23 protein-coding genes and 1 pseudogene are annotated in these 24,804 nt (G+C 63.0%); 10 read left to right on the top strand and 14 right to left on the bottom strand.

Annotated features, from left to right (window positions below):
• Positions 1-57: 57 nt before the first annotated feature.
• Both FJW08_RS26920 and iolE read right to left on the bottom strand, forming a co-directional pair.
• Positions 58-1,149: an ABC transporter ATP-binding protein gene (locus FJW08_RS26920; protein WP_140812979.1), complete on the bottom strand. Its 1,092-nt coding sequence runs from the start codon at positions 1,147-1,149 to the stop codon at positions 58-60.
• A gap of 28 nt (positions 1,150-1,177) precedes the next feature.
• Positions 1,178-2,086 (bottom strand): myo-inosose-2 dehydratase, encoded by a 909-nt coding sequence (iolE, locus tag FJW08_RS26915; RefSeq protein ID WP_140812978.1) that lies wholly within the window; start codon positions 2,084-2,086, stop codon positions 1,178-1,180.
• Between the two features lie 274 nt (positions 2,087-2,360).
• Between iolE and FJW08_RS26910 the strand changes: the two genes are divergently transcribed.
• From FJW08_RS26910 to FJW08_RS26900, 3 genes are all read left to right on the top strand, one after another.
• Positions 2,361-3,803, top strand: coding sequence for a PLP-dependent aminotransferase family protein (locus FJW08_RS26910; protein WP_246682589.1), 1,443 nt, complete (start codon positions 2,361-2,363; stop codon positions 3,801-3,803).
• Positions 3,800-4,501, top strand: coding sequence for a C45 family peptidase (locus FJW08_RS26905; protein WP_246682588.1), 702 nt, complete (start codon positions 3,800-3,802; stop codon positions 4,499-4,501). Before FJW08_RS26910 ends, FJW08_RS26905 begins: the two co-directional genes overlap by 4 nt.
• Before the next feature lie 228 nt (positions 4,502-4,729).
• Entirely contained in the window at positions 4,730-5,647 is a 918-nt protein-coding gene (locus FJW08_RS26900) for a MurR/RpiR family transcriptional regulator (RefSeq protein ID WP_140812976.1), read from the top strand.
• Between the two features lie 270 nt (positions 5,648-5,917).
• On the opposite strand, the gene FJW08_RS26895 is transcribed toward FJW08_RS26900, so the two are convergent.
• Positions 5,918-7,177, bottom strand: coding sequence for an FAD-dependent oxidoreductase (locus FJW08_RS26895; RefSeq protein ID WP_140812975.1), 1,260 nt, complete (start codon positions 7,175-7,177; stop codon positions 5,918-5,920).
• A 3-nt stretch (positions 7,178-7,180) separates the two neighbouring features.
• Complete coding sequence (locus FJW08_RS26890) at positions 7,181-8,569, bottom strand: PLP-dependent aminotransferase family protein (RefSeq protein ID WP_140812974.1); 1,389 nt, start codon at positions 8,567-8,569, stop codon at positions 7,181-7,183.
• A 338-nt stretch (positions 8,570-8,907) separates the two neighbouring features.
• Here FJW08_RS26890 and FJW08_RS26885 point away from each other — a divergent pair, with 338 nt between their 5' ends.
• From FJW08_RS26885 to FJW08_RS26860, 6 genes and pseudogenes are all read left to right on the top strand, one after another.
• On the top strand, positions 8,908-10,053 hold the full coding sequence (locus FJW08_RS26885) for an ABC transporter ATP-binding protein (RefSeq protein ID WP_140812987.1): 1,146 nt from the start codon (positions 8,908-8,910) through the stop codon (positions 10,051-10,053).
• Positions 10,050-11,102 carry an ABC transporter substrate-binding protein gene (locus FJW08_RS26880; protein WP_140812973.1) on the top strand — a complete coding sequence of 351 codons (1,053 nt, stop codon included), beginning with the start codon at positions 10,050-10,052 and terminating at the stop codon, positions 11,100-11,102. Before FJW08_RS26885 ends, FJW08_RS26880 begins: the two co-directional genes overlap by 4 nt.
• A 9-nt stretch (positions 11,103-11,111) precedes the next feature.
• Positions 11,112-12,392 carry an ABC transporter permease gene (locus FJW08_RS26875; RefSeq protein ID WP_140812972.1) on the top strand — a complete coding sequence of 427 codons (1,281 nt, stop codon included), beginning with the start codon at positions 11,112-11,114 and terminating at the stop codon, positions 12,390-12,392.
• Between the two features lie 2 nt (positions 12,393-12,394).
• Positions 12,395-13,216 carry an ABC transporter permease gene (locus FJW08_RS26870; RefSeq protein WP_140764400.1) on the top strand — a complete coding sequence of 274 codons (822 nt, stop codon included), beginning with the start codon at positions 12,395-12,397 and terminating at the stop codon, positions 13,214-13,216.
• A gap of 337 nt (positions 13,217-13,553) precedes the next feature.
• Complete coding sequence (locus FJW08_RS26865) at positions 13,554-13,994, top strand: bifunctional hydroxymethylpyrimidine kinase/phosphomethylpyrimidine kinase (RefSeq protein WP_140812971.1); 441 nt, start codon at positions 13,554-13,556, stop codon at positions 13,992-13,994.
• A gap of 277 nt (positions 13,995-14,271) precedes the next feature.
• Positions 14,272-14,412: pseudogene (locus FJW08_RS26860) on the top strand (transposase); the annotation flags it as partial.
• A 118-nt stretch (positions 14,413-14,530) separates the two neighbouring features.
• On the opposite strand, the gene FJW08_RS26855 reads toward FJW08_RS26860, so the two are convergent.
• From FJW08_RS26855 to FJW08_RS26810, 10 genes are all read right to left on the bottom strand, one after another.
• The gene (locus FJW08_RS26855; RefSeq protein WP_140812970.1) at positions 14,531-15,286 is read right to left on the bottom strand and encodes an SDR family NAD(P)-dependent oxidoreductase; all 756 of its coding nucleotides are present in this window, start codon (positions 15,284-15,286) and stop codon (positions 14,531-14,533) included.
• 28 nt (positions 15,287-15,314) lie between these two features.
• Complete coding sequence (locus tag FJW08_RS26850) at positions 15,315-16,082, bottom strand: SDR family oxidoreductase (RefSeq protein WP_140812969.1); 768 nt, start codon at positions 16,080-16,082, stop codon at positions 15,315-15,317.
• Between the two features lie 11 nt (positions 16,083-16,093).
• Complete coding sequence (locus tag FJW08_RS26845; RefSeq protein WP_140812968.1) at positions 16,094-17,146, bottom strand: proline racemase family protein; 1,053 nt, start codon at positions 17,144-17,146, stop codon at positions 16,094-16,096.
• Complete coding sequence (locus FJW08_RS26840) at positions 17,143-18,609, bottom strand: aldehyde dehydrogenase family protein (protein WP_140812967.1); 1,467 nt, start codon at positions 18,607-18,609, stop codon at positions 17,143-17,145. Before FJW08_RS26840 ends, FJW08_RS26845 begins: the two co-directional genes overlap by 4 nt.
• Positions 18,610-18,657: 48 nt before the next feature.
• Positions 18,658-19,911, bottom strand: coding sequence for an FAD-dependent oxidoreductase (locus FJW08_RS26835; RefSeq protein ID WP_140812966.1), 1,254 nt, complete (start codon positions 19,909-19,911; stop codon positions 18,658-18,660).
• Positions 19,912-19,915: 4 nt separating this feature from the next.
• Entirely contained in the window at positions 19,916-20,791 is an 876-nt protein-coding gene (locus FJW08_RS26830; RefSeq protein ID WP_140812965.1) for a dihydrodipicolinate synthase family protein, read from the bottom strand.
• 37 nt (positions 20,792-20,828) lie between these two features.
• Positions 20,829-21,494 (bottom strand): amino acid ABC transporter permease, encoded by a 666-nt coding sequence (locus tag FJW08_RS26825; protein WP_140764379.1) that lies wholly within the window; start codon positions 21,492-21,494, stop codon positions 20,829-20,831.
• 10 nt (positions 21,495-21,504) lie between these two features.
• On the bottom strand, positions 21,505-22,173 hold the full coding sequence (locus FJW08_RS26820; protein WP_140812964.1) for an amino acid ABC transporter permease: 669 nt from the start codon (positions 22,171-22,173) through the stop codon (positions 21,505-21,507).
• A 9-nt stretch (positions 22,174-22,182) separates the two neighbouring features.
• Positions 22,183-22,962: an amino acid ABC transporter ATP-binding protein gene (locus FJW08_RS26815; RefSeq protein WP_140764453.1), complete on the bottom strand. Its 780-nt coding sequence runs from the start codon at positions 22,960-22,962 to the stop codon at positions 22,183-22,185.
• Positions 22,963-23,036: 74 nt separating this feature from the next.
• Entirely contained in the window at positions 23,037-23,870 is an 834-nt protein-coding gene (locus FJW08_RS26810; protein WP_140812963.1) for a transporter substrate-binding domain-containing protein, read from the bottom strand.
• A gap of 202 nt (positions 23,871-24,072) precedes the next feature.
• Between FJW08_RS26810 and FJW08_RS26805 the strand changes: the two genes are divergently transcribed.
• Positions 24,073-24,792, top strand: a complete 720-nt coding sequence (locus FJW08_RS26805) for a GntR family transcriptional regulator (protein WP_181183058.1) — start codon at positions 24,073-24,075, stop codon at positions 24,790-24,792.
• The last annotated feature ends 12 nt before the right edge of the window (positions 24,793-24,804 follow it).

The following is a 24,804-nucleotide window of genomic DNA, read 5'->3' as shown; positions in this document are numbered from 1 at the left end:
AGTCCTCCCTTGAGTACGGAGCGGCGAGTAAGTCTGCTTCTGCGGGACTGCGTCATTTCACTCTCCATCACTGTTGACCCTGTGGACGGCCGTCAGGCCGGCCGAATTGAAGAAGCATGCGTTCGACACATCAAAAGTGACCGCGATATTGGCGCCTACCGCGCCCCTGAAGTCGCGGCCCGCGCGGACCGAGACATTGCCGCCGCCAAGGCGCATGTTGACCAGCGTCTCGTTGCCCATCGGTTCGACGACATAGATCTCGCCGGGCAGTGCGTTGGGGGCGCCCGGTTCCGCAACGCTCATGTCTTCCGGCCGCAGGCCGATCTCGACTACTTGCGCCGCGCGGCACGCCGCCAGCCGGGCGGCGGGAATCGCAACCGGCGTTCCACCGATCGCGATGCCTTGGTCGGCCAGTGTGACCGGAAGGATGTTCATCGGCGGATTGCCGACGAAGGTGGCGACGAAACGGTTGGCCGGGCGGTCGTAGATGTCGGCCGGCGGAGCCATCTGCTGCAGCTCCCCGCCGTGCATCACCGCGACGAAGTCCGCCATGGTCAAGGCCTCGACCTGGTCGTGGGTGACATAGAGGGTGGTTGCGCCGAGCCGCTGGCAAAGCCGCTTGATCTCGCCGCGCATGGTCAGGCGCAACCTTGCGTCCAGGTTCGACAGCGGCTCGTCCATGAGGAAGGCCGCCGGATCGCGAACAATGGCGCGTGCAAGCGCCACGCGCTGCCTCTGGCCACCGGAGAGCTGGCGCGGTCGGCGATCAAGCAGGTGGCCGATCTCGAGAACCGCTGCGACCTCGTCGATCTTGGCGCGACGCTCGGCATCCGGCATGCCGCGGATCCACAAGGGATAGCCGATGTTCTCGCCGACCGTCATCTGCGGATAGAGCGCGTAACTCTGGAAGACCATGGCGATGTCGCGGTCGCGCGGCTGCAGCCGGGTGACCTCACGCTCGCCGATGAAGAGCTTGCCGGCGCTTGGCATGTCGAGGCCGGCCAGGATACGCAGCGCCGTCGTCTTGCCGCAACCCGAAGGACCGAGCAGGGCCAGGAACATGTGGTCGGGGACGGCAAGGTCAAGCGACCGCAAGACGTTCAGCGCGCCGTAGTTCTTGACCACACTTTGGTACAGGACAGAACTCATTGCCGCTCCCCGGCGCCCCCGAAGGGTATCAGTTCTTCCGTTCCTTGACCTCGAAACCGGCTTTGAGAGCCAGATCGCGCAGGTTGCGATAGCCCATCGTCGCATAGGTGAGCGGGTGGGCCTTGGCCGGATCCTGTTCGGCCTCGACCACCAGCCAGCCAGCATAGCCATTGTCGGCCAGCACCCGCAAAAGCGTCAAATAGTCAATGGACCCATCTCCCGGCACGGTGAAGATGCCTTCCATCACCGCGCCCATGAAGCTCATATCCAGGGCGCGAGCGCGCTTCAGCACATCCGGTCGCACATCCTTGCAATGCACGTGGACGACGCGGCCGACATGCCGCCGCAGCAGCGCCTCGGGATCGCCACCGGAAAACAGGCAATGGCCGGTGTCATAGAGGAGGCCAACGGCTTGCCCTGAACCGGCCATCAGCCTGCCGATCTCGTGATCCGTCTCGACGATGGTTCCCATGTGATGGTGAAAGGCCATGCCGACGCCGAAATCGGCGAACCGTTCGGCCAGTCGCGTTATCTTGTTGCCGTAGGACTTCCACTCGCCGTCGGCAAGCTTGGGACGCTGCGAGATAGGATCGTGAATGGCGCCATGCCGGCCGCGCGACGTATCGGCGTATACGACGTGCTTGGCGCCGAGGTCGCGCAGCAGCGTCAGATGCGGCAGGATGGCCTCGAATTCCTCCTCGACCTCCTTTTCGCAGATCCGGCCATCGTACCAGCCGGAGACGAGTTTAAGGCCATGGGTCGCGAGAACCGCAGCCAGCACCTTGCTGGCACGTGGGAACTTGCCGCCGAGCTCCGTTCCCGCATAGCCGGCTTCAGCAGTTTCGGAAAGGCAGACTTCGAGTGGCGTATCCCCGCCCAGCTCGGGCACGTCGTCGTTGCTCCATGTGATCGGATTTATGCCTATGCGGACAGCCATCATCGCTCCTCATCGGACAGGCCGTGCCATTGCTGGCGGCGCCTCATCCGAACCAATCAGGTCGGTGAAGGCGTTCCGCTTGTGGTCTGTCTGGCCCGTCGTTCCCTCTTTTCTTTTCATCTAAGCGCCGATCTGTCTCCATCGCGAGAGCCAGTTTGATGGGAAGTGAAGGTGCCAGTTTCAATCGGCGCGGCGCTCGCCTAAGCTCGATCCGCTCTCATGCCGCGAGGCTTTTCCGATGCAGATATCAAGGCGAAGGCGCCAAGCCTTTCCGATGGACGCGCTGATCATCGATCGAACAATCGATGAACCGATCCATCGCCAGCTCTATCGGCAGATTGCCGCGATGATCCGTGGGCGTCGTCTGGCACCGGGATCGGAATTGCCGTCGACGCGCGCGCTGGCCGAGGATCTGGGCCTCGCCCGTAACACTATCGTCGGTGCATATGACCAGTTGGCGACGGAAGGCTATCTTGCAAGCCGGCAGGGCGCGCGCCCGGTGGTCATCGACCTGCCCGTGAACTCTACCGATCAAGGCAGCAAACCCGTGGCCACGGCAATCCATCGCCCGCTTTCCAGGCGCGGCGAGAGCCTGATGCAGCAACCCTTTCATCACGGATCGCCGGGACGCTTTGCCTTTCATCCGGGCATGCCGGACCCGCAAAACTTCCCGTTTGGCGTCTGGGGCAGGCTGCTCGCGCATCGGGCAACGTATGGCGCCGACATGTTGTTCGGCACCTATCATGTGACCGGCCTGCCGGCGCTCAAGGAGGCAATTGCCGGCTACCTGATCTCGGCCAGGGGGGTGCGGTGTTCTCCCGAACAGATCGTCGTGACGACGGGAGCGCAGGCGGCGTTCGATCTGCTGGCGCGTCTGCTGCTCGATCCGGGCGACACGGTCTGGCTGGAGGAACCGGGCTATTACGCGGCCAAGGCGACTTTCACCGTCGCTGGCGCCAATATTCTGCCGCTTGTCGTCGACCGCGACGGCTGGCAGATGAGCCAGCCCGAGGTTTCACCGCGCCTGATCTATGTGACGCCCGCCTGCCAGCATCCCTTGGGGATCACAATGCGCATGGACCAGCGGCTGCGGCTGTTCGAAATCGCCGAGCGCAACAATTCCTGGATCATCGAGGATGATTTCGACGGCGAGTACAGATTTCAGGGAAGGCCGGTCCCCGCCATACAGAGCATGGATTACGCTGACCGGGTCATCTATGTCGGCACTTTTGCCAAGTTGCTGTTTCCGGCGCTCCGGCTGGGGTTCATGGTCTTGCCCGTCGCCTTGTGCGAGGGCATTCCGCATGCCCTGAGCACCACCGGGCAGTTCGCACCCCTGGTGCTTCAGGCGGCGTTGGCCGATTTCATCGATGAAGGCCACATGAGCCGCCACCTCAAGCGCATGCGTCGCATTTACGCCGAGCGACGCAAGTTTTTCTACGAATTGTGCGAGACCGAACTGGCCGGTCACATGACCCTTTCGGCGGCGGAAGCCGGAATCCAGGTCGTTGCCTCGCTTCACGAACGTTGCGACGATCGGGCGGTCGTGCATTGCGCAGACAAACTCGGCGTCAACGCATCGCCGCTGTCGAACTATTACTGGTCATCCTCCGGTAATGGCCTGGTGCTTGGCTATGCCGCCTGCAACAAGGCCGAGAGCGAAGCGGGAATCCGACGTCTGCGCCAGGCCATCGAGCACGTGCGGAATTTGTCATGAGCTCGCCTGCCCGCGATGAACCAGTGGTTGGCCCTCGATTTGAACAGTTTCCGCGATACTGGGCCGAACTGCAGGGCCTGGCCAGCGGGCTCGAATTGAGGTTCGATGATGTCTTCCTGTGGAACTGCCGCGGCGACATATGGGCGATGGCTCCGGATGGCTGCACGACCGTGCAATTGCCCGGTTCACCGCATGTCATCGGCCACAATGAAGATGGCGACCCGGATTTTGCCGGCCATTGCGCACTGGCCCATGTCGCTTCCGAAGGCGGCAATGCATTCACCGCCTTCGTCTATCCCGGCTCGCTGCCCGGCCATACATTCGCGGTCACGTCGAGAGGGCTTGTGCAGACGGTCAACAACATCCGGCCGCTAGCCGGCGGCGCGGGAACGCCGCGCATGGTGCTCGCCCGAGCTATGCTCGACGCACCCGGTCTCGACGCGGCGCTGACGCTGCTCAGATCGGCACCGCGCGCTGGCGCCTTTCACCTCACCTTGGCGCAAGCTGGAGACGAGCGGCTTCTCAGCGTGGAGTTCACCGCTCAAGCCCTGTCGGCCGATCGTGTCGAAGCGGCGCGTGTCCATTCGAACCATCTGATCCATGCCGACACCGGACGCATGTCGCAGATCGTCACCGGTTCGTCGGGCGTGCGCCAGCGGCGGGGCGAAGCGGCTGCTGGATCAGGCGCCTCAGTCTGAGCCGCAAAGCCGCGCGCTCGGCATATTGTGGGACGCGGCGGACCAAGAGCTGCCGATCGATCGCACCGATCCGGCCGACAGCGATGTCGAGAATACACTCGCAAGCGCCGTCTTCCGCGTCGGGGCTGACAAGGTCGAGTGGGCTGTCTACGATGCAACACACGAAGCAGCGCGCTTCGAAATGCGGGATAGGCTGGTGCCTGTCGCGACGTGAACAGGAACGGGGCAATGCCAGACGAAGTCGTCGCTGAGTCGCCGCGCACCATCGAGGATCTGAGAGCGCTGGCGCTCTCGGTCGGCCGCGACGAAGCAGGTTTTTCCCTCGGGTCCAAGGCGCATGATGTCTTCGCCAAGCTGGTCGACGCGCCCGAACAGTCCGCGGTCCGCTCGATCTCGGAACTTGCCAGTCAGTTCGGCATCAATCCGTCGACGCTGACCAGGCTGGCCAAGCGTCTCGACTTCGAAGGCTTCAGCGATTTCCAGGCCGTCTTCCGCAAGGCCATCGCCTACGATCAGCAATATTTCTACAGCCGCCAGGCAGGAAGGCTGATGACCACGCCGTCGGCAGGCGGCGCCGAAGTCGGGGTCTTCGAGCGGCTGGCGCGGGAAACGGCGGCGAATGTCGACGGCTTCCTCGGCCAGTTGGACGGTGCCTCGCTGAAGGGCGCGACCGCGCGGCTGGCCAGCGCGCGGCGCGTGCGCGTGCACGGTGTCCGCCAGTTCCATTCGCTGGCGAGCTTCCTCACCTATTGCCTTGGGATGGTACGCTCCGACGTGGCGCTCCTGGACGCGCCGCGGTTGGGCGTCGCCGAAGCGCTGTCACAGCTAGAGCCGGGCGATGTGGTCATCGTCGCAAGCTGCGCGCCCTATACATGCAGCGTCGCCGAGGTCGGCCGGGTTGCAACTGCGAACGGCCAGAGCGTGATCGCGATCACGGATTCCCGATCCTCGCCGCTCGTTCCTCCGGCCGAGCATGCCTTCTTCATCCCGCACGCCAGCAGTTTTTACTCGAACAGCATGGGCGCATATATTGTCTTTTGCGAAGCGCTGCTCAACCTCGTCGCCCGCGAACTGGGCGATAAGGCGCTAAACTCACTGGCCGGGCGCGAGCGGCTCATTGCGGAGATGAACATAGAGGTTGGCTGATCGCGGCAGCCGCTCTGCTTTCAGCAAAGCCAAGTTCCGTCTGGATGATCGCGTCGACATCCTCGGCTTCTGACCGCGATGCCAGCTTTCCGGTGCGTTCAAAGCAAAGCTGGCCGGCCGAGATGCAAGGCTACATTCGCCCCGTGGAACATGTCGTCTTAGTCGGTGGGCGATCCATGCTGAGTTGTGGCTCGTTACAACGACGCACCCTGTACTGTTCGAGGCTCGCGGTGATCGCCAACTCCGAAAGCGTTAGGGTTAGAGGCGCAGTCAAAACCGATCCGAAGCAAATGCCGCCAAGCGCGCCGTATCTCCCCGCCCGGCGATCACGTCGGCGACCAGGCAGGCAGTGATTGGCGCCAAGGTGAGCCCGAGATGACCGTGGCCGAAGGCGTGGATGACGCCGGGAGTATTGCGCGACGGCCCGATGACCGGACGCGAATCGGGCAGCGACGGACGGAAACCCAGCCATTCGGATGACGGCCGGCCGAGTTCGGGAAAAAATTGCCGAACACCCCGATCGAGCAGCGTCAGCCGTCGCGGATTTAGAGGCGCCGCAAGCCCGCCGAGTTCGACTGTGCCAGCAACTCGCAGCCTGCCCTCCATCGGCGTCATGTAGAAGCCGAGATCAACCGGGCATACCGGCCGGTTGAGCAAAGGCGCGGCGGTCGGAAATTCCAGATGATAGCCGCGCTCGGTGTCCAGCGGGATTCTATCGCCCGCCTGCGTGGCGAGTGCCCGCGACCAGGCGCCGGCCGCGATCACTGCAGTCCGCGCGACGGTGGCAAGGCCCGGGCCGCTCAGCCGGACGCCGCCGGCCTCCGACATCAGACCGGTGACCTTCGCCCGCACCAATTGGACCCCGAGGTCCGCAGCAGCCGCCGCCAGCCGCTGCATGACCGTCTTGGGATCGCAGACATTGATCGAGTCCGGGAAAAAGAGGCCCTGCGCCTGAAACTCAGCCAGTCGCGGTTCCAGCGCGGCCACCTGCTCGGCGGTCAGAACTTCCTGGTGGACGCCAAGCTTGGCGCGCATGGCCCGTCCGCCAGCTGCGGCAGCGAAATCGCTCTCGCTACGGTAGATGTAAAGGCAGCCGTTGCGACGCAGCAGGTCGGCGACGCCAGCCTCGGCCGCCATCTCCTCCCAGGCCGGCAAGGACTCGGCAAGCAGTCCGGCGAGCGCCAGCGCATTGGCGTGGGTGGCCGCCGGAAGCGACTGCCGGACGAAGCGGAGCAGCCACGGTGCGAGCTGGAAAAGTGCCGCCCAGCGCAACGCGAAGGGGCTGTCGCGATCGAAAAGCAGCTTCGGCAGCGCGCGCAGCACTCCCGGGTTGCCGACCGGCATGCAGGCGTACTCGGCGACCGTTCCGGCATTGCCGAACGAAGCGCCCGAGCCCGGCTCGTTGGGATCGATAAGCAGCACCTCGCGGCCTTCGCCGGCAAGCCGCAATGCTGTCGCTAGACCGACGACGCCGGCGCCGACAATGGCGATCTCGACGGTTTTCGGTGCCGCGGCGGGTATGGAGATCATGATCTAGACGAAGCCAGGCAGTTGCAGATGGCCGGCCGCGAGCAGCTCGGCCATTGTGGTGAGTGCTGAACGCAAATCATCCTGGGAACGCGCGGCGCCGACATTGATGCGCACGCCATGCTGCACCGGCTCGCGCCCGACCGCGAAGGCATCGCCCGGCAGCACGGCCACGCCGCGTTCCAGGCAGGTGCGAGCAAAGCCGGCGCCGCGCCAGGGCTCGGGCAGGCGCAACCAGGCATGGGTCGATGTCGGATGCGCCTGGATGTCGAAGCGGCCGAGGATCTCGCTCAGGATCGCCTGGCGCTGGCGCAGCTCCTGTTTCTGGATCTCGATGATGCGGGCCGCCGCCCCCTCCTCGATCAGCCTCGCGCCGATCAGCGCCGTCAATGGGCTGATGCTCCAGCAGTTGATGCGCAGCGCCGCCGCGATCTGACCGGCGATCGGGCGCGGGGCGATGACGAAGCCGAGCCGCAGGCCCGGCGCCAGGCATTTCGACAGCGCGCCGAGATGGATCGTCAATTCGGGCTCAAGACTGGCGAATGACGGCGGCGGATCATCGGCCAGCGGCCGGTAGACGTCGTCCTCGATGATCAGCACGTTGTGGCGCCGGGCGACCGCGGCAAGCTGGTGCCGGCGCTCCTCGCTCAGCGTGATCGTCGTCGGATTGTGCAACGTCGGCACCAGGAACACCGCGCGCGGACGCAATTGCACGCAGGCGGCGTCGAAGGCGTCGGGGCGCATGCCGCCGCGATCCATGGCGACGCCCCGCAAGTCGAGCCCGTGCACGCGGCAGAGCGCGTTGATACCCTGGTAAGTCACCTCGTCGGCGAGCACGACCTCCCCTTGCCTGGTGACGGCACCGAGAACGCAGTCCAGGCCGTGCTGGGCGCCGGCGGCCAGAACGACGCGGCCCGGGTCGCCATCGCCGGCGACGGATTTCAGCCAGTCGGCTATGGGCGCGCGTCCCCAGAGCGGTCCTTCCGGCGGATGGTAATCCTGCAGCGCGGCATAGTGCCGGTCCTTGGAAAGGCGCGGCAGCAACGCTGCGACCGCATCGAGATAGGCGGAAGTGGGCGGCCGGTTCACGGAAAGGTCTATGATGCCGGTCTGGTCGCTCGGCGCCGATACGAAGCCGGGCCGCTCGACGACGTCACGGGCGGCGACGGTCGTGCCGCGTCCAGGGCGCGCCTCGAGCAGGCCCTGCTCCTGCAGGGTCGAGAGCGCACGCGTTACCGTGGTGACGTTGATGCCCAGCGCCCGCGCGATCTCGCGCTGCGGCGGCAGCCGGTCGCCGACCGCGAGCGTCCCGGCGGCGATGCGTTCCGCGATCGCGTCGGCAAGACGGCGGTAGACCGGACTTTCATCCTCCGCGAGGCGAAGATCTTGAAGCATGCGGGATTCGACCCAAGGCTGACGGACGTGTCACGGTGGGCATCTAACATAAGACATCGCCCCGTACAATAGAGCTTGTCTGACACATGTTCGCAAGATAGCCGATCAAAATAATCATACAACTTTGCAAAAACTCCCTTGACGGACAAAGTTGTCCGCATCTATGGTCGGCTTCAGCTTAATTGTGTGACCATACAAGTCGGGACGACCTGCCTAGTGGCAGGCTGGTTCCCGGGAGGACGAGGCATGGATCGCAAACCGCATCTCGAATCGATCGGCCGCGTCCAGGATTGCAGACAATGAGCACCGGCCAGGCCGCTATGCCGGCCACCCCGGCCATGGTCTCGCTTGCCGCTCCGGCCACCAGTGCCGCCGGCCGGGGGTTTGTCGAGTTCACCGACGTCGAGAAATCCTATGACGGCCGCACCTTCGCGGTGACGCGGATGAACCTCACCGTAGCACGCGGCGAATTCCTGACGCTGCTAGGCCCTTCCGGCTCTGGCAAGACGACGACGCTCAACATGCTCGCTGGCTTCGAGCGGCCGACGCGTGGCACGATCACGCTGGAAGGCCGGCCTGTCGACCGCCTGCCTCCTTATCAGCGCAACATCGGCATGGTGTTCCAGAACTATGCTCTGTTCCCGCACATGACGGTCGAGGAGAATGTCGCCTTCCCCCTCTCCGTCCGCCAGGTGAGCAAGGCTGATATCGCAGCCCGCGTGGCGCGCGCGCTCGACATGGTGCGGCTCAGGCAGTTCGGCGATCGCCGGCCGTCGCAGCTTTCCGGCGGCCAGCAGCAGCGCGTGGCGCTTGCCCGCGCGCTGGTTTTCCAGCCGAGCCTGGTGCTGATGGACGAGCCGCTGGGCGCGCTCGACAAGAAATTGCGCGAGCACATGCAGCTCGAGATCAAGCAGTTGCACACCATGCTCGGCGTCACCGTCGTCTATGTCACGCACGACCAGAGCGAGGCGCTGACGATGTCAGACCGCGTCGCCGTCTTCAACCAGGGCGGCATCGCTCAGCTCGGCTCACCCGACGACCTATACAACACACCGCAAACCTCGTTCGTGGCGAGCTTCATCGGCGAGAACAACACGCTGGAAGGAGTCATCGACCGCGTTTCAGGCAAAGAGTGCCGCGTCAGGCTGAATGGCGGCGGAGAACTCACCGCTTTGGCTGTCGGGGTGACGCAAGGCGCTGCCTGTCACGTCGCCATCCGGCCGGAGCGGCTCACCCTCGCGGCGGCACCCGCCGTCGGCAACGCGCTCTCAGCAACCGTCGACGGGCGCATCTATCTTGGCGACCACCTGCGCCTCCTGGCCAGACTCGCCAACGACCAGGTGCTGACCGTGAAGGTCGGTCCCGAAGCGACGATGGCAAACGGCGAGGCCGTGACGGTCTCCTGCGGGCCCTATGATTGCCGTGCCTTTCCGGTCGATGCCGGAAGGGGGGGCGCCATTCCAAAACAGGGGAAGACGACATGAAATATGTGAGGAAATATCTCATCGCGCTCGCGACCGCCACGGCGGTCATGACGATCGGCCACGCCGCCCTCGCCGAGGAGCTCTCCATCATGGCGAGCGGCGGCGCCTGGCAGGACGCGCAGCGCAAGGCCTGGTTCGAGCCGTTCAGCAAGGAGACCGGCGCCAAGATCCTCGAGCAGGAATATCTCGGCGATCTCGGCAAGGTCAAAGCCATGGTCGAGACCGGCAACGTGCCCATCGATCTTGTGACGGTGGAGACCGCGACCGTGCTCCAGGGTTGTGACGCCGGCATCCTTGAGCGGCTCGATTATTCCAAGATCGCGCCGCGCGACAAATTCATCCAAGGCTCGGCGCTCGATTGTGGTGTCGGGCTCGACGCTTACGGCGACATCCTCGCCTATGATCCGACGGTGCTCAAGGAGGCGCCGACCTCGGTCCTCGACCTCTTCGACATCAAAAAATTCCCAGGCAAGCGGGCCATGCGCAAATTCCCGGCGCAGAACCTCGAATGGGCGCTGATGGCCGACGGCGTGGCGCCTGCCGATGTCTACAAGGTGCTGGCAACGCCAGAAGGCGTCGACCGCGCCTTCAAGAAGCTCGACACCATCAAGAAGGACATCGTCTGGTGGGATGCCGGCGCGCAGCCGGCGCAGCTTCTCGCCTCCAAGGAAGTAGTGATGACCACGGCCTGGAACGGCCGCATCCAGAACGCCATCGACACCGATAAGAAGCCGTTCAAGATCGTCTGGAACGACCAGATCCTCGAATACGACATGATCAGCATTCCGAAGGGCGCGCGCAATCCGGAACTTGCCTACAAGTACCTCGCCTATATTAGCAAGCCCGAGAACAACGCCAAGCTCGCCAGCTACATCACCTACGGACCGGTGCGCACCGACGCCGCGTCCTTCGTGGCGGCGGACGCGCTGCCGAAACTGCCCAACGCTCCGGACCATCTCAAGGGCGCCTATCTTGTCGCCGACACCGAGTTCTGGGGCGACTATGGTGAGGATCTCGTCAAGCGCTTCAACGCCTGGCTTGCCCAGTAGGGGGCAAGGATGTCGGCGCTCCAGCCCAGCGAACTCGACCGGCCGACGCTGGCCCGCGACCGGTCTGCCGCCGACGCGGATCTCAAATCCGTGTCGGCGGCGCTCCGCCGCGCCGAATTCGGCGACCGGCTGCGCTCGCTGGCGCTGGCGGCGCCGCTGCTTGTGCTTCTGGCACTGAGCTTCGGCATCCCGATCGTGCTGCTATTGTCGCGCGCGGTCTACGATCCGACCATTGCAGATGCTTTGCCCAAGACGACCACGGCCCTGGCCGGCTGGAACGGCCAGGGCCTGCCGGGCGACGATACCTTTGCAGCGCTCGCGACGGACCTCAAGGACACCAAGGCCAAGGGCACGGCCTACGAACTGGCCAAGAGCCTGAACGCCCGCCTGCCGGGCGCGCGCAGCCAGGTGCTGAAGACGGTGCGCAAGCTCGAAAGTGCCGACGGCCAGGCCGCGCTCGATGCCCTGAAGTCGGTGCCGTTTTGGTCGGCGCCGGCGACCTGGCCGGCGATCCAGAGCGGCACGCACAGCTTGACCTCCTTCTACCTGCTCAGCGCGCTGGATTTGCGCTGGAACGCCGATGGCGGCATCGAACGCATACCACCGGAGCAGGCGATCTTTATCCAGGTGTTCCTGCGCACCTTCTTCGTCGCGGCATCTGTGACGCTGGCAACGTTGATCCTCGGATTCCCGCTCGCTTATCTCATAGCCAACGTGCCGAAGGGCTTGGCGGCGATCCTGATCGTCGCGGTGCTGCTGCCGTTCTGGACCTCTATCCTGGTGCGCACCGCCGCCTGGACGGTGCTGCTGCAGAAGTTCGGGCTGGTCAACGACTTCCTGTTGTTTATCGGCATCGTCAGCGACCGGCTCGACCTGATGTATAGCCGCATAGGGCTCATCATCGCCATGACGCATATCCAGCTCCCGTTCACATTGCTGCCGATCTACAGCGTCATGCGCACCATTCCGCCCTCGCAGATGAAAGCCGCCTATTCGCTCGGCGCCAGGCCGTTCACCGCTTTCCGCCGCATTTACATTCCGCAGGTCTTCCCGGGCGTGATGGCCGGCTGCCTGCTGACCTTTATCCTCTGCCTCGGCTACTACATCACGCCGGCATTGATCGGCGGCGCGAGCGACCAGCTGATCAGCAACTTCATCGCCAACTATGTCAACGTCGAGTTGAACTGGGAGATGGCGGCGGCGCTGAGCTTCATATTGCTGGTGTTCACGCTGGCGCTGTTCGGCATCTTCGCCCGCATCCTCGGCCTTGATCGCCTGAAGCTGGTATAGCCATGCTGCTCTCCCCCTACCCCACCACCGGCGAACGCATCCGCGTCACCCTGCTCTGGCTGTGGTGCGGGCTGGTGATGCTGTTCCTTCTGGTGCCGATCCTCATCCCGGTGCCGCTCTCGTTCAACAGCGGCGCTTTCTTCATCTTCCCGCTCGAAGGCCTCTCGACGCGCTGGTACGAGGTGGTGCTCGGCACGCAGCGCTGGCAGTCGGCGATCGGCAACAGCCTGATCGTCGCATTCGGCACGACGCTGATCGCAACGACGCTCGGCACGCTGACGGCGATCGCGCTTTCCGACGAGAAATTCCCGGGGCGCCGCATCATCATGCCGCTGCTTTTGTCGCCGCTGATCGTGCCGGTGGTGATCACCGCCGTCGGCTCGTATCTGTTTTACGCCCGCGTCGGTCTGGCCAGCACCTATGCCGGCATCATCCTGGCCCATACCGCGCTTGCCAGCCCCTTCGTGGTGGTGACGGTGGGCGCGAGCCTCACCGGCTTCGACCGCAACCTGATGCGTGCCGCCGCGATTTCCGGGGCCAGACCGCTGACATCGTTCTTCCGGGTGATGCTGCCGCTGATCCTGCCCGGCGTGCTTTCGGGGGCGGCCTTTGCCTTCGTCACGTCCTTCGATGAGGTGGTCGTCGTGCAGTTCCTGGCCAGCGCCAGCCAGCGCACCATGCCGCTCGAAATGTTCATCGGGCTGCGCGAAAAGCTGAGCCCCGCGATCACCGCCGCCGCGACGCTGATGATGGCGCTGTCGATCATACTTTTGGTGGTCGCCAACCTGTTGGCGCGGCGCGGCAGAAAGGCATCTAACCGCTGAACGGGATTCGCTGCCGCTGGTGCGTCGAGGCGTCAAAGGATCTAGCTAAAGTCATATTCGAAACGGCCAACCACCACCTTCATCGCAGGCAACGTCCACTTTCGGAGAGCGGAAAACCGGATCACTATGGCCGACATTGACGCGCAAAGCTTCCGTCGCGTCGTGGAAAACCTAGCGTTTCCAAATGTAGGAAACACGGTAACGCTTTAGCGATTCGACCCCTCGGACAACCTAATATCGGCTCGGGCGGCTCTGAGATCGCGAGGAAAATCGCTGGGGGGTTAGTTTTGGTCGGAGGGAGGGGTTCGAGTCCACATTGTGGGGCCCTCTCAAAAGAATGCAGCAAATCAATTACTTAGATCGGTCTTTTGGTGGACCTGGAGGGCCGCCGTCTTTTCAACAAAAACAATCAGTGGGTCGTTCGCCCAGCCATACCCTTCGTATCATCGAACTGGCGCTGCTTGTGGGCGCAGAGCGCGCTGCCGACGAGGGCGGCGCGGTCAGGCAGGGCCAGGAATTGCTGGGCGCGGGTACGCAGGCCGTGCTGATCAAGGGCGGTCATGCATCGGGACCCCGATCGACCGACATCCTATTGCGCTCCAATCAAGAACCGATCCGCTTCGATACGCCGCGCCTTGCCGCATCGATGCGCGGGACGGGCTGCATGCTGGCCAGCGCCATTGCGGCGCACCTGGCGAAGGCGTACCCGCTTGAAGACAGCGCGCGTAAAGGCAAGCTTTTTGTATTCGAGAGACTGGAGAAGCATGCAGCCGAGTGACGGCGGCTTTATGCGCAAGTTGATCTGCCCACATGAGCGGGCGCCGTCTTGCGAGGCCTTGGCCTTTGAACGGCTGTCATGGCGCGAAGCAGACCCCGCCGATTTGCACGCCATAGTACGCCATAGCTCTCTGTGAAACTGAGCAGGATTTACTTCCGACGCAACGACGTGTCAGATCCGCTAAACGGTCAGGAGGCATTCCGGCGTGCACCGAAATGGCCTGCTGCCGGTTTTTCGGACACCGAGATAAGGTGTTTAACGGAACTGGAGAGTTGGAATGCAAAGAAGGAAGTTCAGCCGCGTGTTCAAGATTGAGGCGGTGAGATTGATCAAGGATCGGGGCGTTGCGGTGGCCCAGGCTGCCCGCGACCTCGATCTCCACGAGAATGTGCTGCGCGAACGGGTGCGCGAGCTGTCGATAGAGGCTGATCGAAAAGTCAAAGTTGCGGATGTTGCGCGTGACATGCACGGCGTAAATCCAGGAGCGGAATGCCGGCAATCTTTTTATGCTGGTCGCCATCCACCAGCATCAGGGTTCAAGCCACGGCCTGTGCACCAGTAATCTCGACAAGCGATCCGCACATGAACTGGGCTTCGTCCGACGCGAGGAAGGCAACGAGTGCTGCGACTTCCTCTGGCTTTCCAATCCGGCCGAATGGGACAAGCCTGTCGAGGTCGGCAATCGTTCTGCCGGAGCGCTTCACGCCAGCCTCCAGCATCGGCGTGTGGATCTCGCCCGGACACACGGCGTTGACGCGGATCTTGTGCGGCGCGTAATCGCGGGCGAGGTTCTGCGTGAAGGACGCAACCGCGGCTTTCGTCACATTGTATGCGATATGGTTGGGCGCGGGATGCAGCCCCCATTGTGATGCGGTGTTGACGATCGCACCACCGCCACGCTCGATCATGTGCGGCAGCACGGCCCGGCAGAGGTAGAACATCGAGTGCAGATTGACGTCAAAGCAGGCGTGCCAGTCGCCTTCGGTTAGAGTGAGCAGGTTGCCGCGCCGGTTGATGCCGGCGTTGTTAGCAAGAATATCGATGCGTCCGTTGATGCGCAGGACATCCGCAACCAGATCGGCGCAGGCAACCGCGTTGGAAATATCGGCACAGATTGCGCGCGCCTTGCCGCCTTTCGCGGAGATGTCGGAGGCCACGGAACCAGCCGAGCTCAGGTCCATGTCGATAACCGCGACAAAGGCGCCTTCATCGGCGAGGCGATGTGAAATCGCCGATCCGATCCCGCCACCGCCACCCGTGACGATGGCGACCTTTTGTTCGAACCGCTTCATTTCAAACCTCTTGGATCCTGAAGGCATTTCATCTGATGTAGCTGGCGCCGTTGACGTCGAGCGTTGCGCCGCTGAGCGAGCGTTGCGAGGGGCGCAGCGCAAAGCTCACCAGCTCGGCGATTTCGGATGGCTCCGCCATCCTACCGATTGGAATGTCGGCGACCGCCGCCGCTTCGCCAAAGCGCGACACGAATTCCCTAGCCATTTGCGTCCGCACCCAGCCTGGCGCGATCGCTATCGCCACAATGCCGTCGGCGCCGAAACTGCGGGCGATCGATCTGGTGAGATTGATGAGCGCCGCCTTGGCCGCGCCATAGGGCATCGCTTCGGCACTGTAGCCGCGCTGGCCGGCGCGGCTCGCCATGTTGATGATGCGGCCGCCGCCATGCGCTCGAAAGTGAAGGATCGCAGCCTTGCAAAGGTCGGTAACGGCGAAAAAGTCGAGCTGAAACTCCCGGCGCCAGGCCGCTTGCCAGTCGTCGAGATCAGCCTCGACGGAAATCTCGGTGCGCACGCCCGCATTGTTCACAATGGCGTCGACACGGCCGGCAAGCCCGACGGCCTGGTTCCACAACCCTATTGGCCCCTCAGCGGAGGCCAAGTCTGCCTGAACCGTCCATCCGGCCCCGCCAATCTGGTTGAGGAGGATGTCCGCGCCGTGCTGGTCCCGGCCATAGTGAATGATCGGGCGGGCACCTTCCTGCACGAGCTCTTGGACAATCGCGCTGCCGATGGCGCCGGAAGCACCAGTCACAAGAACGGTCTGGCCGCTCAGAGGTTTGCTGTGGGACGACATTGAATCTCCAATCAACCGAGTTCGTCGACCTGCGGTCCCCAGCTATCGGAGAGCGCAAATCCAAAGGCGAACGGGTCATCGTCGTCCAGGCGCAATTGTTCCCGGCCATAGATCCATGCCTGACCGGTGATCCTGGGTAGCACCGCAGCCCTGTCACCGACCATGGTCAGGCCGATCGCCTCTGCGAGAAACTCGCCACCGATGATGGATCGCGACTTGCGCACATCGCCGATCTGGAGCTCGCCCCTTGCGTGCAGCACCGCCAGATTGGCAGAGCTGCCGGTGCCGCATGGCGAGCGGTCGACACGGCCGGGTTTCAGCGTGGTGCAGGTGCGCACCGCGCCGTCGTCGTCGCGTCCGCGAAACATCACATAGGCGATCTCGTCGATGTTGGGCAATTCGGGATGCTGCACCGAGATTTGCTCCGCCAGCAACGCCTTCAATTCGATGCCGGCTTCGGCAAGGGCGCGAGCGTGGCGTGGCGCGATTTCAAGCCCGACCTGTTCGACATCGACGATGGCATAGTAGACGCCGCCGTAGGCGATATCGGCCTTGAGACGCCCCCAGCGCGGCGTTTCGATTGTCTGGTCGAGGGCCTCGACGAAGGCCGGCACATTGTCGAGGCTGACGGAAAGACAGCGGCCGTTCGAACAGCGAGCGTGGGCGACGATCAAGCCGGCTGGTGTGTCCAGCCGGACGACGGTTTCCGGCTCCTGAATAGTCACGCGGCCGGATTCCAGCAGCGCGGTCACGACGCAGATGCAGTTACTTCCCGACATCGGATGCGCCAGGTCGGCCTGCAGCACGATGAAGCCGGCGTCCGTGTCCGGCCGGCAGGGGGCGACAAGCAGGTTCACCGACATGGCGACGCTGGCCCTGGGCTCAAAGGTCACGAAGCGGCGCAGGCTGTCGTCGACGCTGTTGATGTAGTTCATCTTGTCGAGCATCGTCGCGCCGGGAATCTCTGGCGCGCCGCCGACGATCACCTTGCCGATCTCGCCCTGGCAGTGCACCTGCAGCAGTTCGATGGACCGTTGCCAATTGGGGGCCGAAAGAGAATTCATTTGATGTACCAGCCCCATGGGTCCTTGCCAGTCATCCGGGTGATCTGCTTGGTCTCAAGATAGTTTTCCAGGCCCCACCGCCCCAGTTCGCGGCCGATGCCCGATTGCTTGTAGCCACCCCAGGGCGCTTCTGTGAAAGTCGGCTGCGAACAGTTTATCCAGACGATGCCGGCGCGAAGCGCCGCCGCCACGCGCTCGGTGCGCTCGTCGTCGGCCGACATGACAGCGGCGGCCAGCCCGAAGCGGCTGTCATTGGCCAGCGCGACCGCTTCGGCTTCGGTCGAGAAGGAGCGCACACAGACGACCGGACCAAAAATCTCTTCGCGCCAGGCATCGCTGTCGAGCGGTGCGTTGATGATGATCGTCGGCTCGATATAGTAGCCCTTGTTGAACCCCGGCGCCCGCTGGCCGCCGGCCGCTATCGTGGCGCCGGCGCTACGCGCTTCGTCGATCGCGCTGAGCACCTGATCGTATTGACGCTTGGACACAAGCGGCCCGAGCAACGTTCCAGTCGCCAGCCCGTCACCGATCTTGATCTTCCGGGTTTCCTCGACGAGCCGCCGCAGAAGCCTGTCATATATGCCGTCCTGGACGAGCACGCGCGAGGTCGCGGAGCAGACCTGGCCCTGGTTCCAGAAGATGCCGAACAGAATCCATTCAACGGCCTTTTCGACATCGGAATCGTCGAAGATCAGGAACGGCGATTTGCCGCCAAGTTCGAGACTGACTTTCTTGATGTCACGCGCCGCCGCCGCGATGACCCTTGATCCGGTCGGCACCGAGCCGGTAAAGGCCAGCTTGTCGACATCCTTGTGGTCGATCAGGGGCTGGCCGGCATCCATTCCAAAGCCGGTCACAATGTTGAGCACGCCAGCGGGCAGCCCAACATCATCGGCGATGGCGCCGACCTCAAGCGCCGTCAGTTCGGACGGCTTGAGCACCATGGTGCAGCCGGCTGCCAGAGCCGGTGCGACCTTCCAGGAGGCCATAAGCAACGGGTAGTTCCACGGGATGATGGCGCCGGCGACGCCGATCGGCTCCTTCACCGCCCTGGACGCGAAGCGGGCATCCGCAAGCGCGATCGGCTCGGCCCCGTTGGCATCCAGCCCCTCGGCCAAACCGGCATAGAAATCGAAGCAGCCGGCGGCGTCCGCCACATCCCAGTCGGCCTCGGGCAAGGGCTTGCCATTGTCAATGACTTCGAGCTGCGCCAGTTCGGCCTGGCGAGTCCGAATTCCATCGGCGATGGCACGAAGATACCTGGCGCGTTCGCCGCCCGACAGCCGCGGCCAAGGGCCTTCATCAAAGGCCCTGCGGGCGGCCGTCACTGCCGCGTCGATGTCTTCGGCCGTGCCGGCGGGCGCATGATGGATGATCTCCTCGCTGGCAGGATTGATGACCGCGAAGGTGCCGCCCTTGATGGGCTTGCACCATTGTCCGTCGATATAGAGGTCAGTCCGCATCTGATTGTCTCTTGATGGTTGGGCGTAGCGTACTCATGCTTGGCTCCGCTAGAACCGGTCGACGCGATAGGGGCGAAGGTCGATCGGCGGTTTTTTGCCCGCGGCGAGATCGGCTATGAGGCGGGCCGTGGTGGCGGCATAGGTCAGACCGAGATGGCCATGGCCGGTGGCGTAGTAGACCCCGCCTGTCTTCGCTGATGGGCCGATGATCGGCACCGTATCGGGCAGCGCCGGCCGGTGGCCCATCCACTCGGTCGTTGTGTTTGCCTGCAGGTCGGGCAGCGCTTCCAATGCGCGCTTCAGCAGCACCTTGGCGCGCCTGTAGTCGGGCGGCGCATCGAGACCGGCCATCTCCACCGTGCCGCCGACCCGGATGCCGCCGGCCGTTGGCGTCACCATGAAGGCGCGCGCGGGCCAGATGATGGAGTGCCGCATGGAGATCCCGGGTGCCATGATCTGCGTGTGGTAGCCGCGTTCGGTTTCGAGCGGAATATGTTCGGCCAGAAGCCTGGACAGACGTCCGGTATGGGCACCGGCGCACAGCACAGCCGACGGGATCGCAATGCGGCGCCCGTCTTTGAGGCGGATGGCTTCCAGCTTGTCACCCGAACGGTCGAAGCCGGCAACCTCGCCGGTTTCCATTCGGCCGCCGAGTGCAAGAAAACGCTCAGCCAGCGACACGACAAGTCTGTAGGGGTCGCGCACCGAGCGGTTTTGCGGAAACAACACCGCGCGGCCGATCTTCGTCGTGATCGCCGGCTCAAGAGCGCGGAGCGCATTAGCGCCGAGCACCTCGTGCGGAAAGCCGAAACGTTCGAGGACCTCAATGTGTTCACGGTCGGCCTTGAACTCGGCCTCGTCGGTATAGAGGCTGAGGCAGCCTTCGTCCGTCAGCATATCGGAAAGCCCTGCCGCATCGAGCATCGGCAGGAGGTCGTCGTAGACCCGCTTGCACAGCGCGGCACCCGCCGCCTCGAGTTCGCGGACGCGCGACGGACGGCTGGCTTCGAGAAAGCGCAGGAACCATGGCGTGAGCCTCGGCAGATAGGAGGGCCGCACTCGCACCGGCCCCTCGAGGTCGAGAAGCCATTTGGGCATCTGAGCCCACACCGAAGGGCGCGACGCCGGCATGAATTCGGTGACGGCGATGCTCGCCATGTTGCCGAAGGATGCGCCGAGGCCGGGCTTGTCGCGGTCGATCAGCGTCACGCTCTTGCCGCGGCGCTGCAACTCGTAGGCAATAGCCACGCCGATGATGCCGGCGCCGACAACCGCGATTTGCTCTGTGCCCGCGCCAGACATCGTTTTACCCGATCACAGGTTCTATGGCCTTGCGGAAAGCGGATTTTTCCTCGTCCGTCAGCGCCAGCAGCGGCTTGCGGCCCAGGCCGACAGGCGTGCCGGCCAGTTCGCAGCCATATTTGACCTTCTGGACGAACTTCCCCGTTTCGAGACTGGACATCGCGCCGTAGATGACCTGCATCATGTCGCGCGCGCCTAGCCAGTCGCCGCCTTCGATCGTGTTCACCAGATCGACGCAGGCCTTGGCCATGCAATTGGCTGGGCCGCAGATCCACGACGTCGCGCCCCAGAGATAGAAGTCGAGCGTCTGGTCGTCGGAGCCATTGGTCACCTGGTAGCGGCTGCCATAGCGCGAGCGGATGTCTATGGCGCGCAGCAGGTTGCCACCGGACTCCTTGATGCCGAGAATGCGCGGCTCGTCAACGAAGGCATCGAGCACGTCGAGCCCGACCTCGACTCCGACTTTCGGCGGGTAGTTGTAGACGACGATGTCAACGTCGACGGCGTCGAGGACGGAACGATAATGGCCGATCAGTTCGTTCGGAGCAGGCGTAGCATAGAACGGCGCCGACAGTAGAACCGTGTCGTAGCCGAGGTCTCGGGCGCGCCTGGTGTGCTCGATGACCTCCCAGGTCGATCCTGCATTTGTGCCGGCGATCAGCAGTTCGTCCTTGTTGGCGAAATCAGCCACGAATTTCAGTACGGACGCCCGTTCATCCGAAGTCATGGCGTTGTATTCGCCGGTCGAGCCGCACGGCACCCAACCCTTGACGCCATCATTGCGAAGCTTGTTCAGCAGCTTCTCGTACTGCTTGAAGTCGATCTTGCCGTCGTCGCCAAACGGGGTAACGAGTGCTGGCATTACACCTCTAAGTTTCATCATTGTCTCCTGGTAGGAAGCGCCTTTTCCGGACGCGTCAGATGGCGAGTTTGGTCAGAATGCGGCGCTCGATGAGCGTCACGGCGCGGGTCAGCGGGAAGGCGATGACGAAGTAGATCAGGGCGACTACAGTCAAAACCTCGACGGGATGCGCGGTATTGTTCGAAATGTTCTGGCCGACGAACATCAGGTCGGCCATGCCTACCGCCGAGACCAGCGCGCTTTCCTTGAAGAGGCTGATGCAGTTTGACAACAGGGTTGGGATGGCCCGCAGCACCGCTTGGGGCAGAACAACGCTGGTGATCTGGGTCCAGCGCGGCAGCCCCAGTGCCACGCAGGCGTCGATCTGCTCCTTGCCGACCGATTTCAGGGACGCGCGAAACGTCTCGCTCGTGATCGCGCCCATATAGAGCGAGAGCGCGATGACTCCCGAAACAAAGTTGGAGAGCTCAATGCCTAGCAGCAGCGGCAGGCAGAAGAAAATCCAGAACAGCTGGATGAGAACCGGCGTGCCACGAAAAAACTCGACATAGACGCTGGATACCGCGCGCAGCAGGCGGCTGGGGGATGTCCTGGACAGGCCGAGCAGAAAGCCCAGTGCACAGCCCAGAGCGACGCAAACCAGCGTCAGCTTGAGCGTCGTCCACAGGCCAAGCAAGAGCGCATATTCGAACCGCACCAGAACGTGAAAATCGAGGTTCATGGCCCGGCCCTCAGCTTGCCATCGCTTCGCGTCGACGCTCGAGATAGCCGACGATCTGCGTGACCGGAAACGAGACGGCGAAATAGATCAGCGCCACGACGGTAAAAGTCTCGATCGGCCGATATGTTTCGGTCGCGAGCGTCTTGCCCTGATACATGAGGTCTTGAACCGCGACGATCGCCACCAGCGCGCTTTGCTGGAAAATGACGATGCCGTTGGTCAGCAGTACGGGCACCGATGCCCGGAATGCAGTTGGCAGCACGATGTAGAGGATGCGCTGCCAGGGATTGAGACCGAGCGCGATGCCGGCGTCAATCTGCTCGCGAGGAACTGCCTGGATCGAGGCTCTGTAAGCCTCGGCGTTGAACGTGGTCAGGTTAAAACCGAGGGCCAAAATTCCCATGGTCATCGAGCCGAGAAACACGTTGAACAGCATCGGCACGCAATAGAAAAACCAGACTATCTGAACGATTGCCGGCGTGCAGCGGAAGAATTCGACAAACAGTGTCGCCGGGAGCCGGATCACTGCCCAGCGGCTCATAATCAGCAAGGCAACCACGAAGCCGAGCGTCAGCCCGATGAGATTTGCAGCTATCGTCAGCTGGAGCGTCACAACCAACCCGTCGAAAAGGGGGGGCAGGTTGCGTGTGACAGCCTGCAGATCGAAGGAATAATTCACGGCCCCCTCCTACTGCCTGATGTGGAAAACGCGGTCGATGAAGTCCTTGGTGCGCTCTTCCTTGGGAGAGCCGAGTACTTGTTCGGGTGGACCGTCCTCGACGATGACGCCGCCGGCGCAGAAGAGCACGCGCGAAGCGATGTTCTTGGCGAACCACATGTCGTGGGTCACGATCATCATCGGCATGTTCTGCCTGGCGAGCTGCAGGATCACTTGTTCTACCTCGCCGACCAGTTCCGGGTCGAGCGCCGATGTCACTTCGTCAAACAGCATCAGCTTGGGGTCAAGCATCAGGGCTCGGGCGATGGCCACGCGCTGTTTCTGGCCACCGGAAAGCTGCGCTGGGTAGGCCGCGATCTTCGGCTCCAGGCCAAAACGCGTCAAAAGTGCGGTCGCTCGCTCCGTGGCCACAGCCTTGGTCTCACCGCGGACCTTGCAGGGTGCAAGAATGAGGTTTTGCAGAACGTTGAGGTGGGGAAACAGCGTATAGTGCTGAAATACCATACCGATCGATCGACGAACCTTGTGGTCGATTGCTGTCTTGTGCGCCGGCGCCGACGAGGTGATGTAAGACTTGCCGCCGAAGGTGATCGAGCCGCTGTCGATACGTTCCAATCCCATCAGCACGCGCAGTAATGTACTTTTTCCACCACCGCTCGGACCGATGACGACAAGGCGCTCGCCCGCCTTCATTTCGATATTCAGGCCTTTGAGGACCTGCAGATTCGGGCCATAGCCCTTGTGCAGGTCACTGACCCTCACGAGAGCCGCATTCTCGGTTGCAGGCATGGCAATATCCCATCGAGGTCGGACAAACCGGGGATCGTGGGGCTGCTCGTATTGCAAAGCAGCCCCGCGCATTGTCAGTTCCCGGCCTTCAGGACCTCATCGACGGCCTTGTGGATGAGCGCATCGACCTCACCCGTGGCGACTTTCTCCTCCAGGAAGATGTTGACGACTTCGACGTCGGAGAACGACAGATCGCGCGGCAAGCCGAACGCCACGCCTTGATTGGCAAGCGCCGGCGTGGGGTCGTAGGCCACGGCCCAACTCGGATTGGACTGGGTGAACAGCTGGTTGGTATCGGAAGCGTCGACCAGGATGTCCGCGCGCTTCGAGGTAACAGCAAGACGAGTTTCATCATTGCCCGGCAGGCGCAGGATCTGCGCCTTCTTCACCGCGGCAGAAATGGCCTTGTCCTGGGCAGTTCCCGACATCACGGCTAGCGTGACATCTGGCTTGTCGATATCGGCGATCGAAGCGGGATTTGCAGGGATCTTGCTGTTGTCTTTGTTGTAGGCCAGCGAGATCTGGTACTCCATCGCCGGAATCGAGAAGTTCACCGCCATTGCCCTGGCCGGCGTGCGGTTTAGGGCCAGCGACATATCCCATTTGCCTGCCTGCAGCCCGGCGACGATGTTGTCCCAGGTGGTGTCGACGAATTCTGGCTTGACCTTCAGCGCGTCGGCGAATTCACGGCACAGGTCGGCAAAAAATCCGGAATATTCCCCGCTCGCCGGATCGCGCATGATGTAGGGAGGGGCGACCGCAGCGCCACATCGCAAGACGCCGGTCTGCTGCACCTTTTGCCAATAGCCTTCGGTAGCCTGGGCATGCGCGGCGCCTGTCGAAATACCAGTCATGAGTGCCAAGGCAGGCAGCGCCCGCAGTGCGGACGAGAGCATTTTCATGAGCATCGTTGTTCCCTTTGCGTAGAGCGCACGCGGTGCGCGGTTCCGGATGTCGGCTCGGGCCGATCTTGACTTTGCCTGTTGTCGTCATAGTGTCGACAGGATCAGATATGTCGACAGACAGTCGACAAAGTCAAGTGGAAAAAACAACGTGTCGACAACGCATGATCTTGCGAGTAGCGTCCCGGTTGCGAAAAAGGAGATTCCGTTGACCGCAGAAGTCGAAACGAAGCGTGCCAAGGGCGCCGGCTGGAAAGAGGTCTACGACACGCTGCGGACCGAAATCCTGTCGCTGACCATGGCCCCGGGTCACCTGCTCGATGAAACGACGCTGTCGGAGCGATTTGGTCTATCGCGCTCACCAGTGCGCGAAGCGCTGATCAGGCTCTCAGGCGAGGAATTGGTGGTCACGCTGCCCAACCGCAGCACGATAGTCGCGCCGATCGAGATCGCCACGTTCCCCAAATATGTCGAGGCCCTCGATATCGCTCAACGCATGAATACGCGGCTGGCCGCCGAACTGCGGACAGAGGCCGATCTGAAGGCAATTGCGCGGCGCCAGCGGGAATTCGAGGCCGCCGTGAAATCCGGCGATCATCTCGTCATGTCGGAAACCAACAAGCAATTCCACATGGCAATCGCTCGTGCCGGCCGCAATCCCTATTTGGCCTCGTTCTATGAGCGGCTTCTGGATCAAGGTCGGCGGATGCTCCACATGCATTTTGAGTTTCTGGAGAGAACCCATGAAGGCTATCTCCTCACCGATGAGCACCATCTGATGCTGGCGTCGATCAAAGCCAGGGATGTCGATCGCGCCGACAGCCTCGCGCATGCGCACACGCGCCAGTTCAGGGACAACTTCATCAACTTCATGAAGGAGAACTACACGACCGAAGTGTCTCTGGGGCACTACCGGGAAACGGCATAAAATCTCGCGGCG

The sequence above is a fragment of the Mesorhizobium sp. B3-2-1 genome, from assembly GCF_006439515.1.
GTDB lineage: Bacteria > Pseudomonadota > Alphaproteobacteria > Rhizobiales > Rhizobiaceae > Mesorhizobium.
The sequence above is the reverse complement of the archived record's forward strand: the minus strand, read 5'-3'. Positions and strand labels throughout refer to the sequence as shown.